Source organism: Tessaracoccus sp. OH4464_COT-324, assembly GCF_003932855.1.
Taxonomy (GTDB): domain Bacteria; phylum Actinomycetota; class Actinomycetes; order Propionibacteriales; family Propionibacteriaceae; genus Arachnia.
Genome location: NZ_RQYZ01000001.1, coordinates 83008 through 108595, shown reverse-complemented (window position 1 = coordinate 108595; position 25588 = coordinate 83008). Strand labels below are relative to the sequence as shown.

The window sequence follows — 25588 nt, the reverse complement described above, 5'->3', positions numbered from 1 at the left end:
AGTGCATATATTAGTATTTATCAACAACAAATAGAAGTATTGGCTCACCCGAGAATCGGCCTCGGCGCGCCCCATTTCGACGAGAAAGCCCCGTGTTCAGCCTTGGTAGGTTTCTCCCATGTACCGCTCGCTGTTCTGGCCAGTTCTGCTCCCGTCGGGCCTGCTCGCCGTGGGAAGCGGGGCCGTACTGCCGGTCCTCGTGCTAGCCGCCCTGGAGGCTGGGGCCTCGTCGGCCCTAGCGGCAGCGCTGATCAGCCTTGCGGGCCTCGCCTCCCTGTTAAGCTCCCTCCCCGTCGGAGCCTACATCGACCGTGTCGGAGACCGGCGAGCCATGACCCTCGCCATACCGGTTGGCGCGACGCTGATGCTGGTCAGCGCATACGCCATCGCGGCACCCAGCCGCTACTCCCTTTCCCTCTTCGTAGGTTCGCTCCTCCTGCGTGCCCCCTCCGTGGTGGCCTGGAACCTTGCCCGACAGTCGCTCGTCGCCGATGCTGTGCCCTCGAACCTACGCGGGCGCGCGCTTACTGCGCTCGGCGGGACACAACGCTTCGGCAGCGTGGTCGGCCCGCTGCTGAGTTCGGCCCTACTGTGGTGGCTGCCCATCTGGAGCGTCTTCGTGTTCGCCGCTTCCTGCTCATTGATCGCCTTGGTCGTCATCAACAGTTCGCGAGGCTCCGGCCTCGACAACATCCGAGACCGGACTCCCAACGCGCAGGCAGAAGACATCCGTTGGCGCGCGGTCTATTTTGCCGCGTTCCCCGTCATGCTGTTGTCGATGGCGCGGGCTTCACAACCGGTCATCGTTTCCCTCTGGGGAGTCATGCTTGATTGGTCCAGCGCCCAGATCTCGCTCGCCGTCGCAATCGGCTCCGCGATAGAACTCACACTGATGGTGCCCGGCGGACACCTGAAGGATATCTTGGGCAGGTCCGAGACCCTGGCCATCTGCCTGGCACTGTTCGGGTGCGGCTTCGCCCTTCCTCCGCTGATTCCCACCGGTTTCGGATTAATGCTCGGCGTGGCCGTGCTCAGCGTCGGCAACGGCCTGGGCGCCGGCATCAACATGACCATCGGCGCAGACCTGAGCCCAGCCGTCGGCAGGGCCAAGTTCCTGAGCATCTGGGCCATGACGTCTCAGATCGGCGCGCTACTCGGGCCAGGGGCCGTAGCCGTGGTGCTCTCCGTGACTGGCCTACCGGCGGCGCTGCTGGGTGTCGGCGCCGCAACTTGGCTGGGCGCGGCCTGGAGCCTGGCCACCCGGCCCATCACTCAGCTCCCCGGAAGAAGAACCGGCCAGGGCCAGTTCGAAGACGCTATCGGCACCCCGGCCCGCCCAGGCCCTCGAAACAGCCGCTAAAGCAGAACCAGAAGGTCGCGATGGACGACCGGGCCATGCATGCCGAGAACGTCCTCACCATGATTGTTACGCACGGCCTCCACCAACTCGTGTGACCCATAGCCAGCGAATCCTCGGGCAACCACCCTGCCGTCCGGGCCGGCCACCTCGATCGGTTCGCCCTCCGAAAACGCGCCCTCCACCTGTACCACCCCGACCGGAAGCAGCGAAGCCTGCCGTTGGACGATGGCCTCCACCGCCCCGCCATCGACGTGCACCCGCCCCCTCGGCTCCGCCGCGTGCGCCAGCCAGAGCAGCCGTCGCGGACGCCGCTTACCTGAAGGCTCGAACAGAGTCCCGACCTCGTCGCCGGACAGCGCCCGGCTGAGGTCGTCAGCGTGAGCGAGTACCACGCTGACGCCGGCAGAAGTGGCGATTTCGGCTGCCTGGAGTTTTGTGCGCATCCCTCCAGTCCCGACCCGCGAGCCCAATCGCGACGTGTCCACTTGCAGCGAGTGCACATCACGCACGTGCCTAATCAACTCCGCGCCCGGCACATCGGGGTGCGCGGTGTAGAGGCCCTTCACGTCGCTCAGCAACAACAGCACATCCGCGCGCACCAAGTGCGCGATCAACGCCGCTAACCGATCGTTATCGCCGAAACGAATCTCGTGCGTGGCAACGGTGTCGTTCTCGTTGACGATGGGGATGACCCCCAGCCGAAACAGCCGGGAGAACGTGTTGAGCGCGTTTCGATAGGTCGTCGGGCTCAACACATCATCCACCGTCAACAACAGTTGTGCGATGGTGGCTCCGTGGGCCGCGAAGGCATCGGAATAGTGCCGGACCAACAGGCCCTGCCCCACCGCAGCGGCGGCCTGCTGAGTCTCCAGATCCTTCGGGCGGCGCCTCAGCCCCAACGGCCCCAGTGCTGCAGCGATCGCGCCCGAGGTCACCAGCACCACGCGCACGCCCCTGGCATGAATCGCCGCCAAGTCAGCCGACAACGCCGAGAGGCGCCCCAGATCCAGCCGACCGTCTGGGAGAGTCAGCGAAGACGAACCTATCTTGACGACGATGCGCTTGGCCTGCGTGACCTCACGCCTCATCGTCACCGTCCCAGCCCTCCGTCAGGTAATCCACGCCCGACTCCTTGGCCGCATGGTACTCGGCATCACGCTCGCGCCGACGGCCCACCGCCGGTCGCTGCGTCTCAAAACGCTGATCCTCTCCGCGCCGGCTCAACAACTCCGCGCCGCTCTCTATCTGTGGGGCGAAGTCGAAAACCACAGCATCCTGGCCACCCACGGCAACCGCGTCACCGGCCCGCGCCCCCAACTCCAGCAGCTTGTCCTCGACGCCCAGCCGGTTCAACCGGTCCGAAAGATATCCGACGGCCTCCGCGTTATTGAAGTCGGTCTGCCGGATCCACCGCTCGGGCTTCTCACCGGTGACCCGCCACACGAAACCACCCTCGCCGTCGCCCTTGCGCTCGATCTGGAACTCCTTGCTGCCGCGCCGCCCGACTGGTCTCGGCTTGAGCACCGGGCGCTGCTCGGGAACTAGCTGCTTCGCGCGTCGCTGCGCCACCAGCGCGGCCATAGCGAACTTCAGTTCCGTGAGCCCCTCTCCGGTCTTCGTCGATATCGTAAAAACCCGGTGACCCGCTGCCTCCAGATCCGGCCGAACGATGTCGGCCATGTCGTGTGCGTCCGGCAAGTCGACCTTGTTGAGCGCGATGAGGCGCGGCCGCTCGTCGAGCCCGCCGTGTGCCTTCAGTTCCCCCTCAATGATTGCCAGATCCGTGATCGGGTCCCGGCCCGGTTCGTACGTTCCCAGATCGATGACGTGCACAATCGCTTGGCAACGTTCAATATGTCGCAGGAAATCGAACCCCAACCCCTTGCCCAACGAGGCCCCTTCGATCAGGCCCGGCACGTCCGCCACCGTGTAGGTGACGTCACCAGCCAGGACCACTCCGAGGTTCGGCACCAAAGTGGTGAACGGGTAGTCAGCGATCTTGGGCCTGGCCCTGGAAATGGCGGCGATCAGCGAGGACTTACCCGCCGACGGGAACCCGACCAGCCCAACATCAGCGACCACCTTGAGTTCAAGCTGGACCTCCCGCCTCTGGCCTTCCTCACCCAGCAGCGCAAACCCGGGGGCCTTGCGCGCGGAAGAGGCCAGAGCCGCGTTCCCCAGCCCACCCCTGCCACCCTCGGCCGCGACGAACTCGTCGCCGTGCTCCGTCAGATCCGCGAGCAACTCCCCGCTGCCCAGATCAGTGATCACGGTGCCGCTCGGCACCACCAGGACAACGTCGTCACCATTCGCACCGTGTTTGAAATCCCCCTGGCCTGGCTGGCCATTGCTCGCACGCCGGATCGACTGCCGGTGGAACTCCAACAAAGTGGTCAGGCCGCTGTCTACCCGGAAGACGATCGATCCCCCGTTTCCGCCGTTTCCCCCGTCGGGGCCGCCAAGGGGTTTGAACTTCTCTCGCTTCACGCTCGCGCATCCGTTGCCGCCGTTGCCTGCAGCAATCGTAAACTTCACGCGGTCGACGAAGGATGGAATAGCCATGTACCGAGCCTAGCCGTGTGGTGGAGAGGAGAAAAGCAAAAGCGGCCCCGGAGGGCCGCTTCCACAGAGCAGATACTCAGGCAGGTAGAACTCCAACGACCTTGCGGCCGCGCTTGACACCGAACTGAACCGTGCCGTCGGTGAGCGCGAACAGCGTGTCATCGCCGCCACGACCCACGTTGTCGCCTGGGTGGAACTGGGTACCACGCTGACGAATCAGAATCTCCCCGGCGCCCACGGACTCGCCGCCGAAGCGCTTCACGCCGAGGCGCTTCGCGTTGGAATCGCGGCCGTTGCGGGTGGAGGAAACGCCCTTCTTGGATGCCATTTGAACTCCCTCAGCTCTCGATACCGGTGATCTTCACCTGGGTGTACCGCTGACGGTGACCCTGGCGCTTCTTGTAGCCGGTCTTGTTCTTGTACTTGAGGATCCGGATTTTCGGACCCTTGGTCTCGCCCATGACCTCTGCGGTCACGGAGACCTTCTGAAGACCCTTGGCGTCAGAGGTGACCTTGTCACCGTCGACGAGCAGCAGGGGCTGCAGGTTGACGGTACCGCCGACCTCTTCGGACACCAGGTCGATGTCGAGGATGTCGCCAACAGCAACCTTGTGCTGGCGTCCGCCATTGCGCACGATCGCGTACACGCCTGACCTACCTTCTTGTACTGATAAAGCTTACACATGTCCCGACGACGCGATCACGCCAGCCGGAATGCACCGGGGGTCAACGATACGCCACGAAGCCCCCCGGGTCAAACCTCCGCCAATCGTCAGCTCAGGTGGTGATCACCACCGGCACGATCATCGGGCGCCGCCTGAGCTTTCGCGAAACCCACTGGCCCAACGTGCGCCTGACCACCTGCTGCAGCTGATGCTGGTTCTCCACGCCGTCGCGCAGCGCAGACTCCAGGGCGTCGTAGATCTGGCGGTGCACATCGTCGAAGACGGAATCATCCTCGGCGAGGCCCCTGGCGGTGATGATCGGCCCGGAAATCACCTCACGGTTGCGCGAGTTGACCACCGAGATCACGGAGATGAACCCCTCCTCCCCCAGAATCAACCGATCGTTGACGACGTCGGAAACATCGCCCACGGTGGACCCATCAACGAAGATGTAGCTGGCGTCGATCTTGCCCACCACGCGGGCCTTGCCTTTCGCTAGATCGATCACCACGCCGTCCTCTGCGATCACCACGTTCTCCGGAGGGACCCCCGTCTTGATCGCGAGTTTCCCGTTAGCTACGAGGTGGCGGATCTCACCATGCACGGGCAGCACGTTCTTGGGCTGCAGGATGTTGTAGCAGTACAGCAGCTCCCCGGCCGAGGCGTGGCCCGAAACGTGCACCAGCGCGTTGCCCTTGTGCACCACGTTGGCCCCGAGCTTCGTCAGCCCGTTGATCACCCGGAAGACCGAGTTCTCGTTGCCCGGGATGAGCGAGCTGGCCAGCAAAACGGTGTCCCCCTCACCCACTGAAATGTGCTGATGCTCCTGATTTGCGATCCTGCTCAGCGCCGCCAGCGGCTCCCCCTGCGAGCCGGTGGAAATCACCACCACCTCGTGGTCGGCATACTTGCCCAGGTCCTTCAGTTCGATCATGATCCCGGCGGGCACCTTGAGGTAGCCCAGATCGCGCGCGGTGGTCATGTTGCGCACCATCGAGCGCCCCACGTAACACACTTTACGGCCGTGGGCGGCAGCCTGATCCAGCACCTGCTGCACCCGGTGGACGTGGCTCGCGAAACAGGCGACGATCAGCTTGCCCTTCGCGGCATCAAAGACCCGCTGCAGCGCCGGCTCGATGTCCACCTCGTGCGTGGTAAACCCCGGAGTCTCCGCGTTCGTGGAGTCCACCAGGAACAGGTCAACACCCTTCGTGCCCAGCCTCGCGAAACCGCGGAGATCGGTGATGCGCCCGTCCAACGGCAGCTGATCCATCTTGAAATCGCCGGTGTGCAGCACCAGCCCGGCCTTGGTGCGAATCGCCACCGCCAGCGCGTCGGGGATCGAATGGTTCACGGCCAGGAACTCGAACTCGTAATTTCCCACCCGCACCTCGTCACCCTCGGTGACATCGTAGAGCCGGAAGTCGCGAATCCGGTGCTCGCGCAGCTTCGGGGCGACGAAGGCCAGCGTCAGCTTCGAGCCGTAAACGGGAATGTCATGGCGCATCTTCAGCAGGTAGGGAACCGCGCCGATGTGGTCCTCATGCCCATGAGTCAGCACGAGCGCGACGATGTCGTCCAGCCGGTCGTTCAGGTAATCGAGCGCCGGGAGGATCAGGTCCACCCCCGGGTGGGACTCCTCCGGAAACAGCACGCCACAGTCCACCAGCGCGATCTCACCATCGATCTCGAAGGCAGTCATGTTCCGGCCGACATCCCCCAGACCGCCCAGGGGGATGATCCGCAAGGTACCCGGCTTCAGCTTGTCAGGGGTGCGCAACTCAGTCATGTAGCTAAGGCTAACGGACAATAGACTGTCCGCATGATCAATACGGTTCGCCTCGCGATGCCCGCCGAGGCCGTCGACATCGCCCGCATCCAGCGCAAGGCCTGGGGCGAGAGCCCCCAGTTGCGTTTCATGCTGGAACGCATCAACGCGGACGAGGCAAGCCAAATCTGGCATCAGGCGATCACGCGGGCGCAGCTGGCAACCATGCGCGTGCTGGTAGCCCTCGGCGAGGCGGGCGTCGCCGCCTTCGCCGCCACCCAGCCCTCCTCCGATCCCGACGCGAGCCCTGCCACCGGGCAGATAGCCGAGTTCATCGTCGACCCCGCCGCCCGAGACCGGGGCCACGGTTCCCGGCTGATGCAGGCGACGGTCGACACGCTGCGCGCCGACGGTTTCGACGTCGCCACCATCTGGCTGCCCAGCACCGCCGACCGGCTGCGGGCCTTCTTCACCTCCAGCGGTTGGGCAGCCGACGGCGCCCACCAGGAAAGCGCCACCGAGGACGGGCAACACTCGATAAAGCTGATCCGGCTGGCCACCGACATTCGCGCCTGACTCAGATTCCGAGCACCTCGCTCATGCCCAGCGTGAGCCCCGGACGCTGTCCGACGAACCGCACCCCCGCCAGCACGCCGGGCATGAAGGACGCCCGGTCGAAGGAGTCATGGCGGATGGTGAGGCTCTCCCCCGAGGTCCCCAACAGTACCTCCTGGTGCGCCACGAGCCCCGCCAGGCGGACTCCGTGCACGTGCACCCCGTCGATGACCGCTCCGCGCGCGCCCAGCTCGTCGTGCACTGTCGCGTCGGGGACCGGCCCCAGACCCGCAGCAGCCCGGGCAGCGGCGACGCGCTGCGCGGTGCTCGTCGCGGTACCGGACGGCGCGTCGGCCTTGTTGGGATGGTGCAGCTCGATGATCTCCACCGACGGGTAGTGGGGCGCCGCCAATTCTGCGAACCGCATCATCAGATTCGCCCCGATGGAGAAGTTGGCAGCGATGAGCACCCCAACCTCGGGTTTTGCGGCGCACAACTGCCGAACCCGCTCCAGGCGCTTCGGCGAGAAGCCCGTGGTTCCCACCACCAGGTGAATGCCTCGCTCCACACACCATTCGATGTTCCCCAGCACCGCGTCAGGATGAGTGAAATCGACGATGACGCTCGCCCCCGCGATCCCCTCCCGGTCGTCGCCGAGATCCGCGACCCCGTGCAGCACCATGTCTTCCGCGGCTTCGACCGCGCGCACAACCTCGCTGCCCATCTTGCCGTTGTGGCCGAACACGCCCACCTTGATCACATTCATTCAGTCCTCCCGGAACGAAGCAAAAGAGGCGACGCCCGATGGCGCCGCCTCCTTTCTACCAGCCCAAGCTGGGTGTCGGGGAGATCATTCAGCCGAGTCGCCCTCGGCGTCGTCCACGACGGGGATCAGCGACAGCTTGCCCCGGTCGTCGATCTCGGAGATCTCGACCTGAAGCTTCTGTCCGACGCTCACCACGTCCTCGACCTCCTCCACTCGCTTGCCGCCCGCCAGCGCGCGCAGCTTCGAGATGTGCAGCAGGCCATCCTTACCGGGCAGCAGGGAGACGAACGCGCCGAAAGTGGTGGTCTTGACGACCGTGCCGAGGAAGCGCTCGCCCTTCTCTGGCATGTGCGGGTTGGCGATCGCGTTGATCTGCGCGACTGCGGCCTCCGCGGCGGAGCCGGTATCGGCCCCCACGTACACGGTGCCGTCATCCTCGATCGCGATGTTGGCGCCAGTCTCATCCTGGATCTGGTTGATGATCTTGCCCTTCGGGCCGATGACCTCGCCGATCTTGTCGACGGGGATCCGCAGCGAGACGATGCGCGGAGCGAACGGGCTCATCTCGTCGGGCGTGTCGATGGCCTCGCCCATGACGTCGAGGAGGGTGTGCCGCGCGTCCCGCGCCTGCAGCAGAGCCTTCTGCAGCTCGGTGGCGGGAATGCCGTTGAGCTTCGTGTCCAGCTGCAGGGCGGTGACGAAGTCGCGCGTGCCCGCGACCTTGAAGTCCATGTCACCCAGCGCGTCCTCAGCACCCAGGATGTCGGTGAGCGCCACGTACTTGGTCTGGCCGTCGAGCTCCTCGCTCATCAGACCCATCGCGATGCCCGCCACCGGCGCCTTCAGCGGCACGCCGGCGTTCAGCAGCGACAAAGTCGAGGCGCAGACGGATCCCATCGAGGTGGACCCGTTGGACCCCAGTGCCTCGGACACCTGACGGATCGCGTACGGGAACTCCTCACGGGTGGGCAGCACGGGAACCAAGGCCCGTTCGGCAAGCGCGCCATGGCCAACTTCACGACGCTTCGGGGAGCCGACGCGGCCGGTTTCACCCGTGGAGTAGGGCGGGAAGTTGTAGTTGTGCATGTAGCGCTTGGTGTGCTCCGGCGCCAGGGTGTCGATCTTCTGCTCCATGTCGAGCATGTTCAGCGTCGAAACGCCCAGGATCTGCGTCTCGCCACGCTGGAACAGCGCAGAACCGTGCACTCGCGGAACCACGGCGACCTCAGCCGAGAGCTCACGGATATCGGTCACGCCGCGCCCGTCGATGCGGACCCCTTCGGTGAGGGTGCGATGGCGAACAATTTTCTTCGTGAGCGACTTGAGCGCAGCGGAAATCTCGTTCTCGCGGCCTTCGAAGTCCGCGGACAGCGCCTCCGCGACCTCCTGCCGGATGGTGTGCGTGGCGTCGTCGCGGTCCTGCTTGCCGGGGATGGTCATCGCCTCGGAGATCCGCTCCGCGGCAAGCTTCTCCACGGCCGCATACACATCGTCGCCGTAGTCCACGAAGACCGGGAAGTCGTAGGTCTCCTTGGGCAGCTTGGCGGCCAACTCGGCCTGAGCCTCGCACAGCGCCTTGATGAACGGCTTGGCCGCTTCCAGGCCCTGGCCAACGACCTCCTCCGTTGGGGCGGTCTTCCCCGCGCGCACGAGCTCCCAGGTTGCTTCCGTGCCACCAGCCTCGACCATCATGATGGCCACGTCGCCGTCTTCCAGGACACGCCCGGCCACCACCATCTGGAACGTGGAGCGGGCCGCCTGGTCCACAGTCGGGAAGCCAACCCAGGTGTCGTCGATCAGCGCCACGCGCACACCGCCGATCGGGCCGGAGAACGGCAGACCAGCCAGCTGAGTGGACATCGACGCCGCGTTGATGGCCACCACGTCGTAGTACACCCTCGGATTCAGCGCCAGGACGGTGACGATCACCTGCACCTCGTTGCGCAGGCCCTTGATGAAGGCCGGCCGCAACGGACGGTCGATGAGGCGAGCTGCGAGAATCGCGCCCTCGCCGGGACGACCCTCGCGGCGGAAGAAGGAGCCCGGGATCTTGCCCGCGGCGTACATCCGCTCCTCAATGTCCACGGTCAGTGGGAAGAAGTCGATCGCGTCGCGCGGCGTCTTCTGAGCCGTGGTCGCCGACAACAGCATCGTGTCATCGTCAATGTAGACGCAGGCCGACCCGTCGGCCTGCTGAGCAAGCTGCCCCGCCTCGAAGCGAATCACGTGCTTGCCGTAGACGCCGTTATCGATAACGGCCTCTGTGTATTCAAGTCCTGCCACTTGCAGGGTGTCCTTTCGTTGGTGCCGCCCAACGGAACAACCGCCAGTGGAGCGCCCGGTCTTCGATCGAGGCTCGCGGGACCACGCCCGAAAACCACTACCGAGGACCGAATGCTGCTCCCAGGAGGGCGGCAAATCGTCGTTACACGGTTGCCCGGGGGCAACTCTACCCGACAAGAAGCGATAATGCGCTTTTCGGCCACCGATACTGCACGGTTGTCCGCGGCAGAACATGCCTCCTCCCGGCGGCGCATCCCCTCGGCAGCACGCCTTGACGGCCGACGACCACCCTGGGTCCACGAAACACAAAAGGGGCCCGTTGAGCCCCTTTCATGTTTGGAATCGACCAGTTCAGCGACGAAGGCCGAGGCGGGCGATGAGCTCGCGGTAGTGCTCGATGTCCTTCTTCGCGACGTAGTTGAGCAGCCGGCGGCGCTGGCCGACCAGCAGCAGGAGGCCACGCCGGGAGTGGTGATCGCCCTTGTGCTGCTTCAGGTGCTCGGTGAGGTGCGAGATGCGCTTGCTGAGCAGCGCAATCTGGACATCCGGCGAGCCGGTATCACCAGGCGCAGTCGCGTACTCTTCGATAATCTTCTTCTTCTCAGCGGCGTCCATTCAGGTGCTCCTTCCGACTCGCTGCACGGCGCCTCAGTCGCGGGTGCTTTCGAGGCTCTTACTGAACCGTGGCCGATCTAACGGCAACCTCGCCACCCTATCACCTGACGAACTCCCGCCCAAAGTTGAGCCGGCACCGGCTAGTCTGGCCCGAACACCGAAGTTCCGTCAGGAGGACCAATGTCGATCGTCGTGCGTCTCGTTGTCGAGGAAGACCTCCCCGTCCTGCGCGCTCACCAGGCTCGCCCTGAGCTGAATCTCGTTGACGAGCACTTCGCCCTCAGCCGGACCGGGCGGCTGCTCTTCGCCGTGGCTTATTCCGGCGACTCCCCGCTGGGCACGGCCCTGCTGGATCTGGGAGAGGGCCCTTGGAGACCCGAGTTGCGCAACATGTGGGTATACCCGCAGGCGCGACGACGGGGCGCGGGCCGCGCCCTGTCCCACTGGTTGGAGGAGCAGGCCCGAAACCTTGGTTTCCCGGCTGTCTACCTCGCGGTGGACCCGAACAACATCAAGGCGATCCCGCTCTACATCTCGCTCGACTACCTGCCCACCGGTGAGCACATCTTCGTCGAGGATCCCGAGGTCACCCAGGTGGAGGAAGGTCAGCAGGCCGCAGAGCATTACGCCGTCTACAAGAAATCGCTCACCGCGCTCTGAAGCTACTTCACCTCATCCTTGGGCGCCACGAAGCTGTTGCACTCCCCGTATCGTTTGGCGGCAAAACCCCTCTCCAACCAGTTCAGCCGGGTCGTCGAGATGCCGTGCTCGTCGGGCAGCTCCTCCGGGGGCACCAGCTGGTCATCTCCCACCTGCTCAACGAGACTTCGGATACTGCGCAGCTCGGCCGCACCGTAACCCAACGAGAGCTTCGTGGCACTGATGAAAGTACCGGCCCAGCAATCCGCCTGCGTTTCGCTTCGCCTCATCATTTCTTTCTGCTGCTCCACCTGCTTGCCCTTGGATTCATAGAATTTCTGCGCCGAGATCCCCACCCGGGCCTGCACGTCGTGCGAGTACTCGTGAGCCATCACGAACAACAGGCCAGCCGGATCGGCCTTCACCGAGCGCCCAAAGTCAATCCCGTAGTAGATTCGCTCATTCGCTGGACAGAAAAAAGCAGCAGTGCTTTCTCCTTCTCCGCAGGGTGTATTGATCACCGGATCGGTGAAAACCGTCACCAACGGGTGGTGCGGCTCGAAACCCGCCTCCGCGATCTTCGGGCCGTGCACACGCACCAGGCACACCGCAGCGGACCTGAAAAACTCAGTCAGTTGCTTCTTGTCGTAGATGTTCGACAGCTTCGACAGCTCACACCTAACTGGCACGGGAACCGTCTGCTCGTAGAAACTGTTGCTGGTGAGATACTTCGGGTCGTCGAAGGTGTCGAACGTTTCCCCGGCACCGCTACCCGGCCTGGGCACCTTATAGTCTTCGTGCAGGTAGGTGGGATCGTTGTTTCCCGAACCACCGGTGGTGTCGGTCGTCTGACCCTGCGAACCCGACCCGCCGGACGAGGTATCGGGCTCCGGGGACGAGCCCCAATCCCTGGCGAGCAACCCGAAGAAGACGACCAGTGCGGCGAGCAGTACAAGCGGCAGGCCGATCAGCAACGGAGAAGCTGACTTGCGCGCTTTCGGCCACGGGTAAGCCGGTGGATACTGGCCCGGGTAGAAGGGTGGGCCCTGCGGAGTCGGCCCCGGCTGGAACCGCATCGTCGGCGGCTGTCCCGCCTGAGCATAGGGCGGCTGACGCACGCCGGGAAACTGGCTACCCATCGCCGGCTGGCCCGATGGGACGGGAGGCGCCCCGGCCCAGCCCGGTTGCTGAGCCGGCTGACCGGACCAACCCGATGCCGTCGGCTGGCCCGGCCCGCGTTGTTGCCAGCCGGGTGGGGCCGCATACGGATTGCGCCACGCGCCGCCAATCGGGCCATTCGGGCCATTCGGGCCATTCGACCAAGGGTTCATTGGTTGACTCACGGAAACCAAGGTAGCGGACGGTCGGGTCTTCGGAAGACTCCCAGCGGTACGCGGATGTGCAATAGTGGGCAACACAACCAATGAAAAGGGATGGACGTGCGCAATATTCTTTCGGCACTCGCAGGCGCCTTCGCGCTGCTGCTAATGGGCGTTGGCCCGGCGTCGGCCGCCGATGCCGTGGATCAGTTGACGGTCTCCGCCCGGTTGGAGCCCGACGGGACCCTGCTCGTCGAACAGCGCTTCGAGGGCGTGCCCGCCGGGCAGATCACCCAGCGAATCGCCACCGCCGCCCCGGTCAGCGAGTTGCGCACCGCAAGGTATCGCATCAGTGACCTGACGGTGGAGGCTCCCGGGGCCCCGGCCGCCAGAGTCGAGGAAACCGCCGAGGCCGTCGCCTATTCCTTCGAGGCCCCGGAAGGCACAGCAACCGTGCGCTACCGGGTCTCCGGCGCAACGTCGAAGAGTGAAACCGCGCAGGACATCACCCAGTTCTCCTGGCCCCTCGTCCAGCCGCTCAACGTCGAAGTACAAACAGTCACGGGCGATCTCCGGTTCGTCGCGCCGCCTCCCGACTTCGACTGCCAGGCCGGCGATCCGGCCGCCCTGCACAACTGTGCGCTGTGGAGCATCGACCGCGAAGTTCCAGAGGCCGCGACGTTCGAGGACGGCCCGCTCAAGGCGGGCGAGACGCTGAGCGTTGCTGGCAGTCAGCCGCGCAGCATCGTCGCTGTAACCGCCCAGATCGACAGCCGCTGGACCCTGGATCGGGCATTCTCCCTGACCTGGGCCACGGGCGCCGCCGCCGCCGGAACGCTCTTGCTCGGCGGGGCCGCGCTCTGGCTCTGGCACCGCCGCATGGGCCGCGATGATCTGGCGGCCCGCCCCACCGTCGTGGCCGAGTTCCACCCGATAGGCGAAGGTCTCAACGAGTTCCGCCTGGTCTCTGGAGTCCGCCCCGGCCAGATCGGCACGGTGGCCGACGAGTCCGTCGACCCCCTGGACATCACCGCGACGATCCTCGACCTCGCCGTGCGCGGCTACCTGGTCATCGAGCAGATCGACAGCCCCGGCGGAACCGACTGGCGTCTCACGCCGACCGGGAAACCCGGAGAAGATCTGCGTCCCTACGAGAAGAAGCTGCTCGAAGCCGCCGCACCGGCGGAAGGGACGCTCGTTTCCGGGATCCAGGCTGCGGTAGGGCCGGTGCTCTACGACGTGCAGCACGAGCTCTACCGCGACGTCGTGACCGAAGGTTGGTTCGTGAAACACCCGCGGAAGGCCCGCACGGATTCCCGCATGGTGGGCGGCGTGTTGCTGGTGATCGGCGTCCTCACCACAGGGCTGCTCGGCTGGCTCACGACCTGGGGGCTCGTCGGCCTGGCAGTTCTGGCAGTCGGGGTGGCCTCGCTGTTCGTTGCCGGGGAGATGTCGCGCCGCTCCGTGGCAGGCGCCGAGCTGCTCTCCGGACTCAACGGTTTCTCCGCCATCCTCGCCCAGCAACGTACCGACTGCTTCCCGGCAGGGCGCGAACTCGAGCAGATATCGAAGCTGCTGCCCTACGCTGTTGTGCTGGGCGGCAAGGAACGCTGGATCGAGGCCATGGTTGACGCGGACGCCGACGACCAACCCGACCCGGACGCGATCAGCTGGTACCGAGCACCCGACAACTGGCACCTGGCTGCCCTACCGCATTCCCTCGACGCCCTGATCGCGTCGATCCAGGGCCATCTGTTTGGCCGTTGATGGGCCCGCATCGAAAGCGACGTCGGAGCGGGGACCCCGCTGTCCCCTTCTCCCCCCGGTGGCTGCCCGCAGCCTGGCCTACCTTCCGCAACCAGTCCTAGCTCAGCAACTCACGCGTCCTGGCCACGTCGCGGCGCATCTGATCGATCAAGCTGTCCACACCATCGAATCGTTGCTGGCCCCGCAGCCGCTGAACGAAGTCAACGCGCAACTCCAGCCCGTACAGGCCAAGATCATCTCGATCCAGAACGTAGCTTTCGATCCGCCGTTCCACGCCATCGAAGGTCGGGTTCGTGCCCACCGAGATGGCAGCAGGCAGTCGTTCGGCGCTGGGCAGATCCGTACGGCTCAGCCAACCCGCGTAGACGCCGTCGGCCGGCACCACCAGGTCGTCCGGAACCACCATATTCGCCGTCGGGAAGCCCAAGTCCCTACCCCGACGGTCCCCGACGACCACCAGCCCGGAGAACTGGAAGGGACGACCCAAATGCTGCGCGGCCAGCCCCACGTCGCCCTCAGTCAACGCGCGACGAATCAGGCTCGAACACGTCAACTGGCCACCGATCGCGCTGAGCTCCACCGCCTCGACCTGGAAGGAATCCCCCCCGATCTCGGCGAGCCGAGCCGCGTCGCCCGACGCTTTGTTCCCGAACCGGAAGTTCTCCCCAACGACGATGCGATTTGGCCTGAGCGGGCGCAGAAACTCCTGGACAAACTCCTCGGGGCTCATCCGCGCCACCAACTCATTGAACCGCACCACCCGAATCTCGTCGGCTCCCGCCTGCCGCAGCAGGTCGATGCGGGTGCGGAGGTCCGTGATCAGCTTGGGCGCCTTGTCCGGGCTAAGAACCCCGACGGGGTGCGGCCAGAACGTGACCACGGTCAGCCGCTCCCCAACGGACTTCGCCCTGCGCAACACCGTCTGGTGTCCCAAGTGAACTCCGTCGAAGTTACCAATCGCGACGCTCACCAACACTCCTCATCCTGATCATTCGAACCCACGAAAACCGTAACCGGAACGGCCCGCTCGCCCTCGGCCCTGTACAGCGCCAGCAACCGACCCTCAGGCGAGATCAACCCGGTCAGCTGGGCACCCAACCGCAGGGGAAGCGCCCTGCCGAAGCGGACCTCGCGAGCCTGCTCCGGACTCAACTCCACCACGGAGAAACTGCGCCTGGCAGCCTCGGCCATGCTCATCAGCCGAGGAGCCTCCTCACCCAACCGCACCGCGTCCCCGAGATCGAAACCGCCGACCCGCGTGCGCCGCAGCGCGCGCAGGTGCCCACCGACTCCCAAAGCGAGGCCCAGATCTCGGGCAATGGCGCGGATGTAGGTGCCGCTGGAGCACTCGACATCGATATCGATATCCAGCCACGAACCCGTCGGGCGAACAGCCAGAACGTCCAAGCGCGAGACGGTGACCTCGCGCGGGGCAAGCTTGACCTCCTCGCCCGCCCGCGCCAAGGCGTAAGCCCGCTTCCCGCCCACCTTGATAGCGGAGACTGCGCTGGGCACCTGGCTGATCACACCCCGCAGTGGCGCGCAAGCGGCAGCCAACTCGGCCTCGGTGATCCCAGAGGCATCCGCAACGGGCACGACGGTGCCGTCAGCGTCGTCGGTATCCGACCGCGCGCCCAAGCGAACCGTCGCCAGATAGCGCTTGTCGTGCAGCGCAAGGTGACCGAGCAGACGCGTCGCCCTACCGACCCCGAGGATCAACACGCCCGTGGCCATCGGATCCAGGGTGCCGGCATGCCCGACCTTGCGGATTCCCAGCAGGCGACGCAACCGCCCAACGACCTGATGGCTGGTGACCGCCGACTCCTTGTCGACAATCACCAGCCCGTCGGTGGAGGTCACTCTCTCGGCTTCTTGTAAGGGTCCGACTCTCCCGCGAAGGCTCTGCCCTCCCGGGCCTCAGCAGCGGCCGCATCGCTGGCCTGCGCGCGGGCCAGCAGGTCCTCGATGTGCTTGGCCTCATCTCCCGTCGCGTCGAGCACGAACTCGAGGCTCGGGGTGTGCCGCATCGCCAGCTGAGCCCCCACCACGCTGCGCAGCATGCCCCTGGCTGACTCCAAGGCCGCCGCGCTACCCGCGCGCGAAGCCTCGTCGCCGAGCACCGTGTAGAACACAGTCGCCTCACGATTATCGCCGCTCAGGCGCACATCGGTGATGGTGATGAACCCTTTTCGTGGATCCTTGACCCTCCGGTCAATGGTGGCTGCCAGGATCGTCTTGATCTGGTCAGCCAGCTTGGCGTTTCGTGGGCTCGGCATCAGACCCGCTCCTGTTCAACCATCTCGAAGACTTCGACGATATCGCCGATCTTGATGTCGGAGTAGTTGTGCAACGTGAGACCGCACTCGTAGCCCTCGCGCACCTCGGTGACATCGTCCTTCTCGCGGCGCAGCGACGCGATGGAGGTGTTCTGCACAACCACGCCGTCGCGGATGAGGCGAGCCTTGGCGTTGCGCTTGATGGAGCCATCGATGACCATGCAGCCCGCGATGTTGCCGATCTTGGAGGAACGGAAGATCTCGCGGATCTCCGCCTGACCCCGCACCTCCTCCTTGAAGATCGGCTTGAGCATGCCCTTGAGCGCCGCCTCGATCTCGTCGATCGCGTCGTAGATGACCGAGTAGGTCCGGATGTCCACGTTCTCCTGATCCGCCAGCTGCGCGGCGTGCGGGGTGGGACGAACGTTGAATCCGATGATGACCGCCTTCGATGCCGCAGCCAGCGAAACGTTGGTCTCGGTGATGGCACCCACGCCGCGGTCGATAACACGCAGGCTGACCTCGTCAGACACCTCGATCTTGGTGAGCGCGTCCTCCAGGGCCTCAACGGATCCGGCGCCGTCACCCTTGAGGATGAGTAGCAACTCCTGGGTCTCGCCCTTCTCCATCTGCTCAAACAGCTGGTCGAGGGTCTTGCGGCGGCTCGTCTTCGCCTGCAGAGCCGCACGCATCCGAGCCTCCCGCTTGTCGGCGATCTGGCGGGCCACCCGGTCGTCCTCCACGACCAGGAAGTTGTCGCCGGCTCCCGGCACGGACGTCAGACCCAGCACCTGCACCGGCATCGACGGCGGGGCCACGTCCACGTTCTCACCCGCATCGTTGATCATCGCGCGAACCCTACCGTGAGCGGAGCCCGCGACGATAGAGTCGCCGATGCGCAACGTACCCCGGTGGACCAGCACGGTCGCGACCGCGCCGCGCCCCTTATCGAGGTGAGCCTCGATGGCCACGCCCTGAGCGGGCATTTCCGGGTTGGCGCGCAGGTCGAGAGCAGCGTCGGCAGTGAGCACGATGGCTTCCAGCAACTCGTCGAGGCCCTGACCGGTGACCGCGGAGACGTCGACGAACTGCGTATCGCCGCCGTACTCCTCCGGCACCAAACCGTACTCGGAGAGCTGGCCCCGGACGCGCGTGGGATCAGCGGACTGCTTGTCGACCTTGTTGACCGCCACCACGACCGGCACGTCAGCCGCCAACGCGTGGTTGAGGGCCTCGATCGTCTGGGGCATCACGCCATCATCCGCGGCAACCACGAGCACCGCGATGTCGGTGGACTTGGCGCCACGCGCACGCATGGCCGTGAAGGCCTCGTGGCCTGGGGTGTCGATGAACGTGATTCGACGGTTTTCGCCGTCGACCTCGGCCTCAACCTGGTAGGCGCCAATCTTCTGCGTGATGCCGCCTGCCTCGCGAGCCTGGACGTTCGAATTCCGGAAGGCGTCGAGGAGTTTGGTCTTGCCGTGGTCAACGTGTCCCATGACGGTCACCACCGGGGGACGGGCCTCCAGGTCGTCTTCGTCGCCGATGTTCTCGCCGAACTCGACGTCGAAGCTCTCCAGCAGCTCACGGTCCTCATCCTCCGGGGAGACGACCTCGATGTTGTAATCCAGCTCGGCGCCCAGCAGTTCCAAGGTGTCATCGCTGACGGACTGGGTGGCCGTCACCATCTCGCCCATGTGGAACAGCACCTGCACGAGTGCCGCCGCGTCCACACCGATCTTCTCGGCCAGGTCGGTCAGCGACGCACCACGACGGAGGCGCACCGTCTTGCCGTCACCCTTGCGAACGCGCACGCCGCCGATCGCGGGCGCCACCATCTCATCGAACTCTTGGCGACGCTGCTTCTTCGACTTTCGGCCGCGACGAGCTCCCGCGCCGCCACGGCCGAACGCGCCCTGGGTGCCACCACGACCGCGGCCCCCTCCACGACCGGCTGGGCCGGCGGCCGGTGAACCACCGAAGCCACCGCCTGCAGGCGCGCCCGCCCCCGGCCTACCGCCGCCGGGCCGGCCGCGGCCCGGGCCGCGGCCCGCCGGGCGCTGGGTGCCGCCAAGAGCAGAAGACTGCTGCTTCGGCATCATCGCAGGATTAGGCCTCGGCATCCCGGAAGTTCCGCCGGGACGCGGCATACGGTTTTGTTCCCCACCGGCTGCGGCTCCCTGGCCGGGACGCGGCGCCTGGCCGCGCCGCTCGTCGGGGCGCGGGCGACGCTGCTGCGTGCCCATCCCCTGGCTGACAGCGAACGGGTTGTTGCCTGGGCGGGGGGTGCCAGGGCGACGAGGGCCGGGGGTCGCACCGGGCCGGGGACCCGGCGTCGGCTGTCCCGGTTTGGGCCCGCCTGGCTTCGGCTTCGGGCCGGGCCGTGGTCCTGGGGTCGGCGCGGCAGGTTTGGGTGCGGAAGGCTTGGGGGGCGCGGGCGTCGGGGCCACGGGGGCGCTTGACACCTCTGCCTGAGGGACTGGCTTCGGCGCAGGCTTCGGCATCGGCGCCGCTGGTTTCGGCCCCGGCTTCGCCACGGGCGCGCTAGGTACAGGCGCGGCGCTGGCCGGAGCCGGCCTCGGCGCCACGGGTGCGCTGGGTGCAGCGGGAGGCGTCGGCGCGGGCGCAACCTTCGGCGCTTCGGCCACCTGCTTCCCGAAGTTCTCTCTGATGCGACGGACCACGGGGGCCTCCAGCGACGAGGAGGCGCCGCGGACGTACTCGCCCTGATCCTTCAGCCAAGCCAGCAGATCCTTGCTGGCCATTCCAATTTCTTTTGCGATCTCGTGAACGCGAGGCTTAGCCACTACTCTCCTTCAAGAGGGCCCAAGCCTGACGGCTCAGGACCGGTTAGTTCTTGCTCATCGTTGGTAACTCATCGAGTGGTCATGAGCGTTAGCCCACCTTCTGGTTAGTGCCCCCGGGCGGAGGCATGGAACGATCGGCCTGTGAGAAAGGCCTGGGCCATTGTATCGCCGAAACGCGTCCAGCGCGAACTAGGAGCCTGCAGGTTTCGAGCGGATTCGGGTTGTTGTGACCAAACCCAACGCCCGCTCAAGCGCGCGGCGTTTCAGAGCGACTTCAAAGCACCCGGGGTGCAGATAGGCGCCCCGGCCCGGCAAGCGGGGCCGCGTCGCCTCCATGGCTTCACCGGCAACCGCAACGTAACGCACCAGATTGACCCGGTCGTCCACCCGACGACACCCGACGCAGGTTCGCTGATCCACCATCCGAATCTATCAGCCCTCCCCCAGCCCGCTCACAGCCTCGGCACAGCCCCGGCCGGAATCGTGTAAAGCAGGCAACGAGAAAAGGAGATGCTCATGAAGAATGCGAAAACGATTTTCCTGACCGGGCTGGCCAGCATTGCCCTGCTCGGCGGAGGACTCGGAATCACCCAAGCCCTGGCCGACGAATCGAGCCCCAGTCCCACAGACCCGATCGTCAGCGGGCCCGGCCACCAGGACCCCGGAAAGCCGGGGCACCGGCGAGGAAAGCACGGAGGAATCCCCGGCATCCCGGGAGCGAGTTTGTCCGGGTTGGCAGCCAGGCTCGACGTTGACGAGTCAAGTCTGGTCGACGCCTTCGAGGCGGCCCGCACCGTCGTCGGCAAACCAGACCGCCCAGACCCGGATGCAGCCGAAGTCGACAGGCGAGCCGCGAGAGAAGAACACGAACGGAAAATGATCGCGGAACTCTCCAGCCAGTTGGGCAAGGACGAAGCCACCATCAAAGCGGCCATCGACGAGACCCGCGCCGCGGTCGCTGCCCAGCAGGCAGAGGATGCCAAGCCCATGCTGGATCAAGCCGTCACAGACGGCAAGCTGACCCAGGAGGAGGCATCCGCCGTCGAGAAGGCCATCCGAGCAGGCATCGTGCACCCAGGCGGACGCGGCCGCTGACTGCGTGTTCTGGAAAGAGTTCCGGGGGAGGCCGCAAACCGCCCCCGGAATCTCTCAGTGCCCAGTGTCGGGCTGAATGTCGATCCGCCACCCGGTGAGCCGAGCTGCCAACCGAGCATTCTGCCCCTCTCGGCCGATCGCCAGCGAGAGCTGGTAGTCGGGCACGACCGCCCGGCAGGCCTTGCCCGCTTTGTCGGTGATGATGACGTTCAGCACCTTCGCGGGGGAAAGAGCAGCCGCGACGAAGCGCGCCGGGTCCTCGGAGAAGTCGACGATGTCGATCTTCTCGTTGCCCAGCTCGTTCGTGACGGCCCGCACCCGAGAACCATTCGTTCCGATGAACGCGCCCTTGGCGGACACGTCGGGGTTGTTCGAGTGCACCGCGATCTTGGTGCGATGCCCGGCCTCCCGCGCGATCTCCTTGATCTCCACGACCCCATCGGCAATCTCCGGCACCTCCATCGCGAACAACTTCTTCACGAGGTTCGGATGGGTGCGCGAAACCACCACCTGCGGGCCCTTCAGCTCCCGACGGACGCTCACCACGAACACCCGCAGCCGTCGCCCGTGCGCATACTCCTCGCCCGGGCACTGCTCAGCCAGAGGCATGATGGCTTCGATCGTGCCCAGATCCACCCGGACCGTCTTGGAGTCGCGGTCCTGCTGGATGACGCCAGTCACAATGTCACCCTCGCTGGCTGACAGATGGCCATACTTCTGGTCATCCTCGGCCTCGCGGATTCGCTGCGTGATGACCTGGCGGGCAGTGGAGGCCGCTACCCGCCCGAAATCCTCCGGCGTGTCATCGAAATAACCGATGATCTCGTCGTCGTCGCCAAACTCCGGTGCCAGCACCGACACCTTTCCGGTCTTGCGGTTGATGTCGATCTTCACCCCGCGCAACGCATTGTCGGTCTTGTTGTAGGCATTGAGGATGGCGTCCTCAAGCGTCTTGAGCAGGTACTCCGTAGGAATTTCACGGTCGCGCTCAATTGCGCGCAGAGCGGAAAGGTCGATGTCCATCAGGCCTCCTTGCGGTTGAGTTCGACCTGAATGATCGCTTTGTTGATCTGGTCGAGTGGATATGCGGTTTCAGGTTCGACGACCACCGCGTCATCGGTTACAGCGACAATCCGGGCAATCTTCTCGCCCTCGGCAAGCCAAAGCTTCACGAGACGGCCGATGTTTCGCCGGTAGTGCTTCAGCTCAGTCAACGGCTTGGACACACCGCGCGACGACAGTTCGAGGGTATAGGGCAACTCGCCGACGGCCGGGCTCTCGTCCAACGCAACAGAGATCGCCTGCGACGCCTCGGCGATGTCGTCCAACAGGGGCCCCTTCCCCTCCGGGCCGTCGCCGTCCACAGTTACACGCAACAGCGCACGTTTGCCGACCGGCGTGACATCCAGATCGTCGAGTTCGAGCCCAAAACTGGCGAGGATGGGTTCGACGACCTCGGCGATTGCTCGTTCTTGCATGGCCACTCCATATCCGATTTTCTTTTCGTTTGTGTCCGACCAGCATACCTATAGGCTGCACCCTATGACTCTTTCACGCCGCGCCCTGCTGCTCAGCCCGGTCGCGCTGGTCGGTTGTGCCGGTAGCCCCGTGGTCGTCCCAGGCTCGACCCCGCCCAGCGACCCTCCCCGCTTCGAGGATCGGCCCGGGCATCGTGAACTGGCCGCCGCGGCGACGGTGTTGGCGGGGCTTCGACGGCACATCGCGGAAGCATCGGATTCCCCCTGGCGGAAATCCTCACTGATGTGGTGCGACGAACGGTTGGCCCGGCTCAACTCATTCGATCCGTTCGCAGAGTCCGCAGAGCCTGAACCGCTCCCCCCAGCCCACGGCCCGACCGTCGAGCCCGCGGCCGCGGCAGACGAGCTGGGCACGCTGGGCACGAAAGCTGAGCCGCCGTTTCGGCTCCTCCTGCTCAGCTGCGCGGTGGCCGCGCGCGGGCTGACGAACGTCGAATCGGTCCCGGCAACGGGCGGCATCCCGACCAGGGCCAGCAGACTGACCGGGCAGCGGGCCGTCGCCCTCACCCACGTGTGGGCCCTGGACTACGGGCTGAACGCGGCGCTGGGGCGGCTATCGCGCGAGGATCCGCTCGTGGAGGTACTGCGCGCCAGGCAGCTGCAGCTGCATTCGCTGCGCGAACTGCTGCGTACCGAGCTACCTTCCCCGAGCCAGCCGGCCAGCCTCGACCTGCCGCCGATGAACACCGTCGAGGAGATCCGCAGCGCCTGGCAGCTGTTGGAGACGAATCTCCTGCACGCCCTGACCCTGCTCAGCGCGGAAGCCACCGAGCCGTATCTCGCTCAGGCGTGGGCCAGCGTCGAGCACCTGCACGCCTCCGGCGCGACGATGCCCTCCTGGCCAGGCATGCCCGGCTAGCCGGTGTCGGGGCGGCTGCGGCCAGCCCGCAGCCGCCCCCCAGCAGCTCAACGTCCGATGAGCTTCAGCGTTTCTGCGACGATGTCGCCGACCGCGACTTCGCGCTTCTCCCCGGTCGCCCGGTTGCGCAACTCGACCCTGCCCTCGCTCAGCGCACGGCCCACCACGATGATGAAGGGCATCCCGAGCAGCTCCGCGTCCTTGAACTTGACGCCGGGGCTGGCCTTGCGGTCGTCAACGAGGACATCCGCCCCCGCCGCGTCCAACTGCTGCGCAATGCGCTCCGCCTCGGCGAACACGCTCTCCTCCTTGCCGGTGGCCACCACCTGCACCTGGTAGGGGGCGAGTTCGAGGGGCCAGCTGAGGCCAAGCTCGTCGTGGTTGGCCTCGGCTGCGGCGGCTACCGCGCGCGACACTCCGATGCCGTAGGAGCCCATCGTGACGGTCACCAGCTTGCCATTCTCGTCGAGCACCTTAAGCCCCAGCGCCTCCGCGTAGCGGCGGCCGAGCTGGAAGATGTGGCCCATCTCGATGCCGCGGGCGAGTTGCAGCGGACCTGAACCGTCGGGCGCCGGATCCCCGTCGCGGACGTCCGCGACGTCGAGCACCCCGTCGGAGGTGAAGTCCCGGCCGAACACCACGTCGGCTACGTGATGATCTGCGATGTTGGCGCCCGTGAGCCAGCGGGTTCCGACCACGACGCGCGGGTCGGTGAGGTAGCGCACCTTGGCCGTGCCCTCGATGCCCAACACAGCTACGCCGTCTCGGATGGGGCCGATGTAGCCCCTGACCAGCTCGGGATGCCGCTCGAAGTCGGCCTCCGCGAACTCGCCGATCTCGGCGGGTGTCACCGCCGCCTCCAGTCGCTTGTCGTCGACGACGCGGTCGCCCGGCAGGCCGATCACCAACGGTTCGCGCTTGCCGTCGGGGTGCACCAGCATGACCACGACGTTCTTCAGCGTGTCGGCGGCTTCCCAGGCGCGATCGGAACGCGGGAAGTGCGTGTTGGCGAAGTCCACCAGATCCTCGATGGATGCGGCGCCGGGCGTGGCGTGCAGCGTCGGGGCGGGCACATCGTCGAAGGGCAGCGGCTCGGGAGCGGCAACGCGTACCGCCTCGACGTTGGCCGCATAGCCGCCCGGCGAACGCACGAAGGTGTCCTCTCCGATCGGGGAGATCGCCAGGAACTCCTCCGACGCCGACCCGCCCATGGCCCCGGCCATGGCCGAGACGATCACGTAGTCGAAGCCGAGCCGGTCGAAGATCCGCTGGTAGGCCTCGCGGTGCCTCGCGTAGCTGGCCTGCAGGCCCTCCTCGTGCACGTCGAAGGAGTAGGAGTCCTTCATCACGAACTCGCGCCCACGCAGCAGGCCGGCCCTCGGCCGCGCCTCGTCGCGGTACTTCGTCTGGATCTGGAACAGGCTGAGCGGCAGGTCCTTGTAGGAGGTGTAGAGGTCCTTCACCATGAGGGTGAACATCTCCTCGTGGGTGGGGCCCAGCAGCATGTCGGCCTGTTTGCGGTCCTTCAACCGGAACAGGTTCTCCCCGTAGTCGCTCCACCGCCCGGTCGCCTCGTAGGGTTCACTGGGTAGCAGCGCCGGGAAGTGCACCTCCTGCGCGCCCATGGCCAGCATCTCCTCGCGCACGATCGCCTCAACGCGCTGCAGCACCTTCAGGCCGAGCGGCAGCCAGGAGTAGATGCCCGGGGCGGCGCGTCGAATGTAGCCTGCGCGCACCAGCAGCTTGTGGCTGGCCACCTCGGCGTCGGCCGGGTCATCGCGCAGCGTGCGGACAAAGAGCTTGGAAAGTCGCGAAATCACGCGCCAAGTGTACCTGTAGGCGGGCGGGAAGCTCCACGGGAGAGCCCGGCGCGGGTCAGTAGTGGATCGTCGAGAGGGTGGCGACGGTTCTGAAGCCGAGCCGCTCGTAGGTGCGGATGGCGGGCAGGTTGAAGTCGTTCACGTAGAGCGACACCACGGGGAAGCCGCGCTGCACGTCGGTGAGCATCGCCGCCAGCGCTGGCACGGCGATCCCGCGGCCACGCAGGTCGGGCCGAACCCACACGCCCTGCACCTGCACCTGGTCGCCGAAGCGCGGGCCGAGATCCGCTTTGAAGATCACCTCGTCGTTTTCGACGATGCCCCACGCGTCGCCTTGTCGCAGCCGTTCGAGCACGTAGGTCTCGTAGCCGGGCCCGTACTTGAACGGCGAGCTGCCGATCTCCGCGGTGTACATGTCCACGGATGCGGCGAGGTAGGAGTCGTAGACCGACTCGTCAAGCCGCACCACCCGGGGGTCGACGTCGCCGGCGACCGGCTCGTCGAGCACCATGAGCGGCTGCGTGTAGCGGATGTTGGAGTTGACCGCCCACATGTCCCCCCACCTGGCGGAGAGCCCAACGAACAGCCCAAGCGCGCTGAACGACGGACCCACGATGGAGGTCGCGATGCGAAACGAACCCAACTCCCGCACGAAGTGCGCCACCGCAGCCGAGTCGTAGCCGGTGACGAAGACGGTGCCGCCGTCGAGGCAGAGCGCGCTGATCTCGCCAGCGGGGTTGCGATACGCCAGCAGCCGGCCCAAGCGGCGGCGGTCCAGGCCGAACTCCGCCAACCGCGCGGCCAGCATCAAATTCTCGTACGGCGCACGTTCCAGGAAGGAGTAAACCTGTCCGACGTCCCCGGGACCAACCTGCGTGACAGCACCCATGGCGG

At 65.9% G+C, this 25588-nt stretch carries 24 protein-coding genes; 6 read left to right on the top strand and 18 right to left on the bottom strand.

Annotated features, from left to right (window positions below; genetic code table 11):
- The first annotated feature begins 118 nt into the window (after positions 1-118).
- A complete protein-coding gene (locus tag EII42_RS00500; RefSeq protein ID WP_125170149.1) occupies positions 119-1360 on the top strand; it encodes an MFS transporter in 1242 nt (413 codons plus the stop codon).
- Here EII42_RS00500 and proB read toward each other — a convergent pair.
- The 5 genes from proB to EII42_RS00475 all read right to left on the bottom strand — a co-directional run bounded on the left by proB (position 1357) and on the right by EII42_RS00475 (position 6376).
- Complete coding sequence (gene proB / locus EII42_RS00495; protein WP_125170148.1) at positions 1357-2448, bottom strand: glutamate 5-kinase; 1092 nt, start codon at positions 2446-2448, stop codon at positions 1357-1359. The genes EII42_RS00500 and proB overlap by 4 nt on opposite strands.
- Positions 2438-3922, bottom strand: coding sequence for a GTPase ObgE (gene obgE / locus EII42_RS00490; RefSeq protein ID WP_125170147.1), 1485 nt, complete (start codon positions 3920-3922; stop codon positions 2438-2440). The genes proB and obgE overlap by 11 nt, the downstream gene beginning before the upstream one ends.
- A 76-nt stretch (positions 3923-3998) precedes the next feature.
- Positions 3999-4250: a 50S ribosomal protein L27 gene (gene rpmA, locus EII42_RS00485; protein WP_125170146.1), complete on the bottom strand. Its 252-nt coding sequence runs from the start codon at positions 4248-4250 to the stop codon at positions 3999-4001.
- Positions 4251-4260: 10 nt separating this feature from the next.
- Entirely contained in the window at positions 4261-4569 is a 309-nt protein-coding gene (gene rplU, locus EII42_RS00480; protein WP_125170145.1) for a 50S ribosomal protein L21, read from the bottom strand.
- A 130-nt stretch (positions 4570-4699) separates the two neighbouring features.
- Positions 4700-6376: a ribonuclease J gene (locus EII42_RS00475; protein ID WP_125170144.1), complete on the bottom strand. Its 1677-nt coding sequence runs from the start codon at positions 6374-6376 to the stop codon at positions 4700-4702.
- A gap of 33 nt (positions 6377-6409) precedes the next feature.
- Between EII42_RS00475 and EII42_RS00470 the strand changes: the two genes are divergently transcribed.
- The gene (locus EII42_RS00470; protein ID WP_125170143.1) at positions 6410-6931 is read left to right on the top strand and encodes a GNAT family N-acetyltransferase; all 522 of its coding nucleotides are present in this window, start codon (positions 6410-6412) and stop codon (positions 6929-6931) included.
- A 1-nt stretch (position 6932) separates the two neighbouring features.
- On the opposite strand, the gene dapB is transcribed toward EII42_RS00470, so the two are convergent.
- The 3 genes from dapB to rpsO all read right to left on the bottom strand — a co-directional run bounded on the left by dapB (position 6933) and on the right by rpsO (position 10574).
- Positions 6933-7670, bottom strand: a complete 738-nt coding sequence (gene dapB, locus EII42_RS00465; protein WP_199729767.1) for a 4-hydroxy-tetrahydrodipicolinate reductase — start codon at positions 7668-7670, stop codon at positions 6933-6935.
- Between the two features lie 90 nt (positions 7671-7760).
- Entirely contained in the window at positions 7761-9959 is a 2199-nt protein-coding gene (locus EII42_RS00460; RefSeq protein WP_370318075.1) for a polyribonucleotide nucleotidyltransferase, read from the bottom strand.
- A gap of 351 nt (positions 9960-10310) precedes the next feature.
- Entirely contained in the window at positions 10311-10574 is a 264-nt protein-coding gene (rpsO, locus tag EII42_RS00455; RefSeq protein ID WP_125170141.1) for a 30S ribosomal protein S15, read from the bottom strand.
- Positions 10575-10754: 180 nt separating this feature from the next.
- Between rpsO and EII42_RS00450 the strand changes: the two genes are divergently transcribed.
- Positions 10755-11234, top strand: coding sequence for an N-acetyltransferase (locus EII42_RS00450; protein WP_125170140.1), 480 nt, complete (start codon positions 10755-10757; stop codon positions 11232-11234).
- A gap of 2 nt (positions 11235-11236) precedes the next feature.
- Here EII42_RS00450 and EII42_RS00445 read toward each other — a convergent pair whose 3' ends face one another.
- Complete coding sequence (locus tag EII42_RS00445) at positions 11237-12352, bottom strand: neutral zinc metallopeptidase (protein ID WP_158676347.1); 1116 nt, start codon at positions 12350-12352, stop codon at positions 11237-11239.
- Positions 12353-12652: 300 nt separating this feature from the next.
- On the opposite strand from EII42_RS00445, the gene EII42_RS00440 reads away from it, so the two are divergent.
- A complete protein-coding gene (locus EII42_RS00440; RefSeq protein ID WP_158676346.1) occupies positions 12653-14299 on the top strand; it encodes a DUF2207 domain-containing protein in 1647 nt (548 codons plus the stop codon).
- A 97-nt stretch (positions 14300-14396) separates the two neighbouring features.
- Here the strand turns inward: EII42_RS00440 and EII42_RS00435 are convergent, their stop codons facing one another.
- The 5 genes from EII42_RS00435 to EII42_RS13790 form a co-directional block, all read right to left on the bottom strand.
- A complete protein-coding gene (locus tag EII42_RS00435) occupies positions 14397-15269 on the bottom strand; it encodes a bifunctional riboflavin kinase/FAD synthetase (protein WP_233558206.1) in 873 nt (290 codons plus the stop codon).
- Positions 15266-16159, bottom strand: coding sequence for a tRNA pseudouridine(55) synthase TruB (gene truB, locus EII42_RS00430; RefSeq protein ID WP_125170136.1), 894 nt, complete (start codon positions 16157-16159; stop codon positions 15266-15268). The genes EII42_RS00435 and truB overlap by 4 nt, the downstream gene beginning before the upstream one ends.
- Positions 16156-16575, bottom strand: a complete 420-nt coding sequence (gene rbfA / locus EII42_RS00425; RefSeq protein ID WP_125170135.1) for a 30S ribosome-binding factor RbfA — start codon at positions 16573-16575, stop codon at positions 16156-16158. The genes truB and rbfA overlap by 4 nt, the downstream gene beginning before the upstream one ends.
- Positions 16575-19382 (bottom strand): translation initiation factor IF-2, encoded by a 2808-nt coding sequence (gene infB / locus EII42_RS00420; protein WP_125170134.1) that lies wholly within the window; start codon positions 19380-19382, stop codon positions 16575-16577. Before infB ends, rbfA begins: the two co-directional genes overlap by 1 nt.
- 189 nt (positions 19383-19571) lie before the next feature.
- Positions 19572-19805 (bottom strand): YlxR family protein, encoded by a 234-nt coding sequence (locus tag EII42_RS13790; RefSeq protein WP_125170133.1) that lies wholly within the window; start codon positions 19803-19805, stop codon positions 19572-19574.
- Positions 19806-19898: 93 nt separating this feature from the next.
- Here EII42_RS13790 and EII42_RS00410 point away from each other — a divergent pair, with 93 nt between their 5' ends.
- Positions 19899-20477 carry a hypothetical protein gene (locus EII42_RS00410; protein ID WP_125170132.1) on the top strand — a complete coding sequence of 193 codons (579 nt, stop codon included), beginning with the start codon at positions 19899-19901 and terminating at the stop codon, positions 20475-20477.
- A 54-nt stretch (positions 20478-20531) separates the two neighbouring features.
- On the opposite strand, the gene nusA is transcribed toward EII42_RS00410, so the two are convergent.
- Positions 20532-21500 carry a transcription termination factor NusA gene (nusA, locus tag EII42_RS00405; RefSeq protein ID WP_125170131.1) on the bottom strand — a complete coding sequence of 323 codons (969 nt, stop codon included), beginning with the start codon at positions 21498-21500 and terminating at the stop codon, positions 20532-20534.
- Positions 21500-21955 (bottom strand): ribosome maturation factor RimP, encoded by a 456-nt coding sequence (rimP, locus tag EII42_RS00400; protein ID WP_125170130.1) that lies wholly within the window; start codon positions 21953-21955, stop codon positions 21500-21502. Before rimP ends, nusA begins: the two co-directional genes overlap by 1 nt.
- 64 nt (positions 21956-22019) lie before the next feature.
- Here rimP and EII42_RS00395 point away from each other — a divergent pair, with 64 nt between their 5' ends.
- The gene (locus tag EII42_RS00395) at positions 22020-22874 is read left to right on the top strand and encodes a hypothetical protein (RefSeq protein WP_125170129.1); all 855 of its coding nucleotides are present in this window, start codon (positions 22020-22022) and stop codon (positions 22872-22874) included.
- A gap of 47 nt (positions 22875-22921) precedes the next feature.
- Here EII42_RS00395 and EII42_RS00390 read toward each other — a convergent pair whose 3' ends face one another.
- Both EII42_RS00390 and EII42_RS00385 read right to left on the bottom strand, forming a co-directional pair.
- Positions 22922-24694 (bottom strand): proline--tRNA ligase, encoded by a 1773-nt coding sequence (locus EII42_RS00390; RefSeq protein ID WP_125170128.1) that lies wholly within the window; start codon positions 24692-24694, stop codon positions 22922-22924.
- A 55-nt stretch (positions 24695-24749) separates the two neighbouring features.
- Positions 24750-25583, bottom strand: coding sequence for a GNAT family N-acetyltransferase (locus EII42_RS00385; RefSeq protein ID WP_125170127.1), 834 nt, complete (start codon positions 25581-25583; stop codon positions 24750-24752).
- Between the last annotated feature and the right edge of the window lie 5 nt (positions 25584-25588).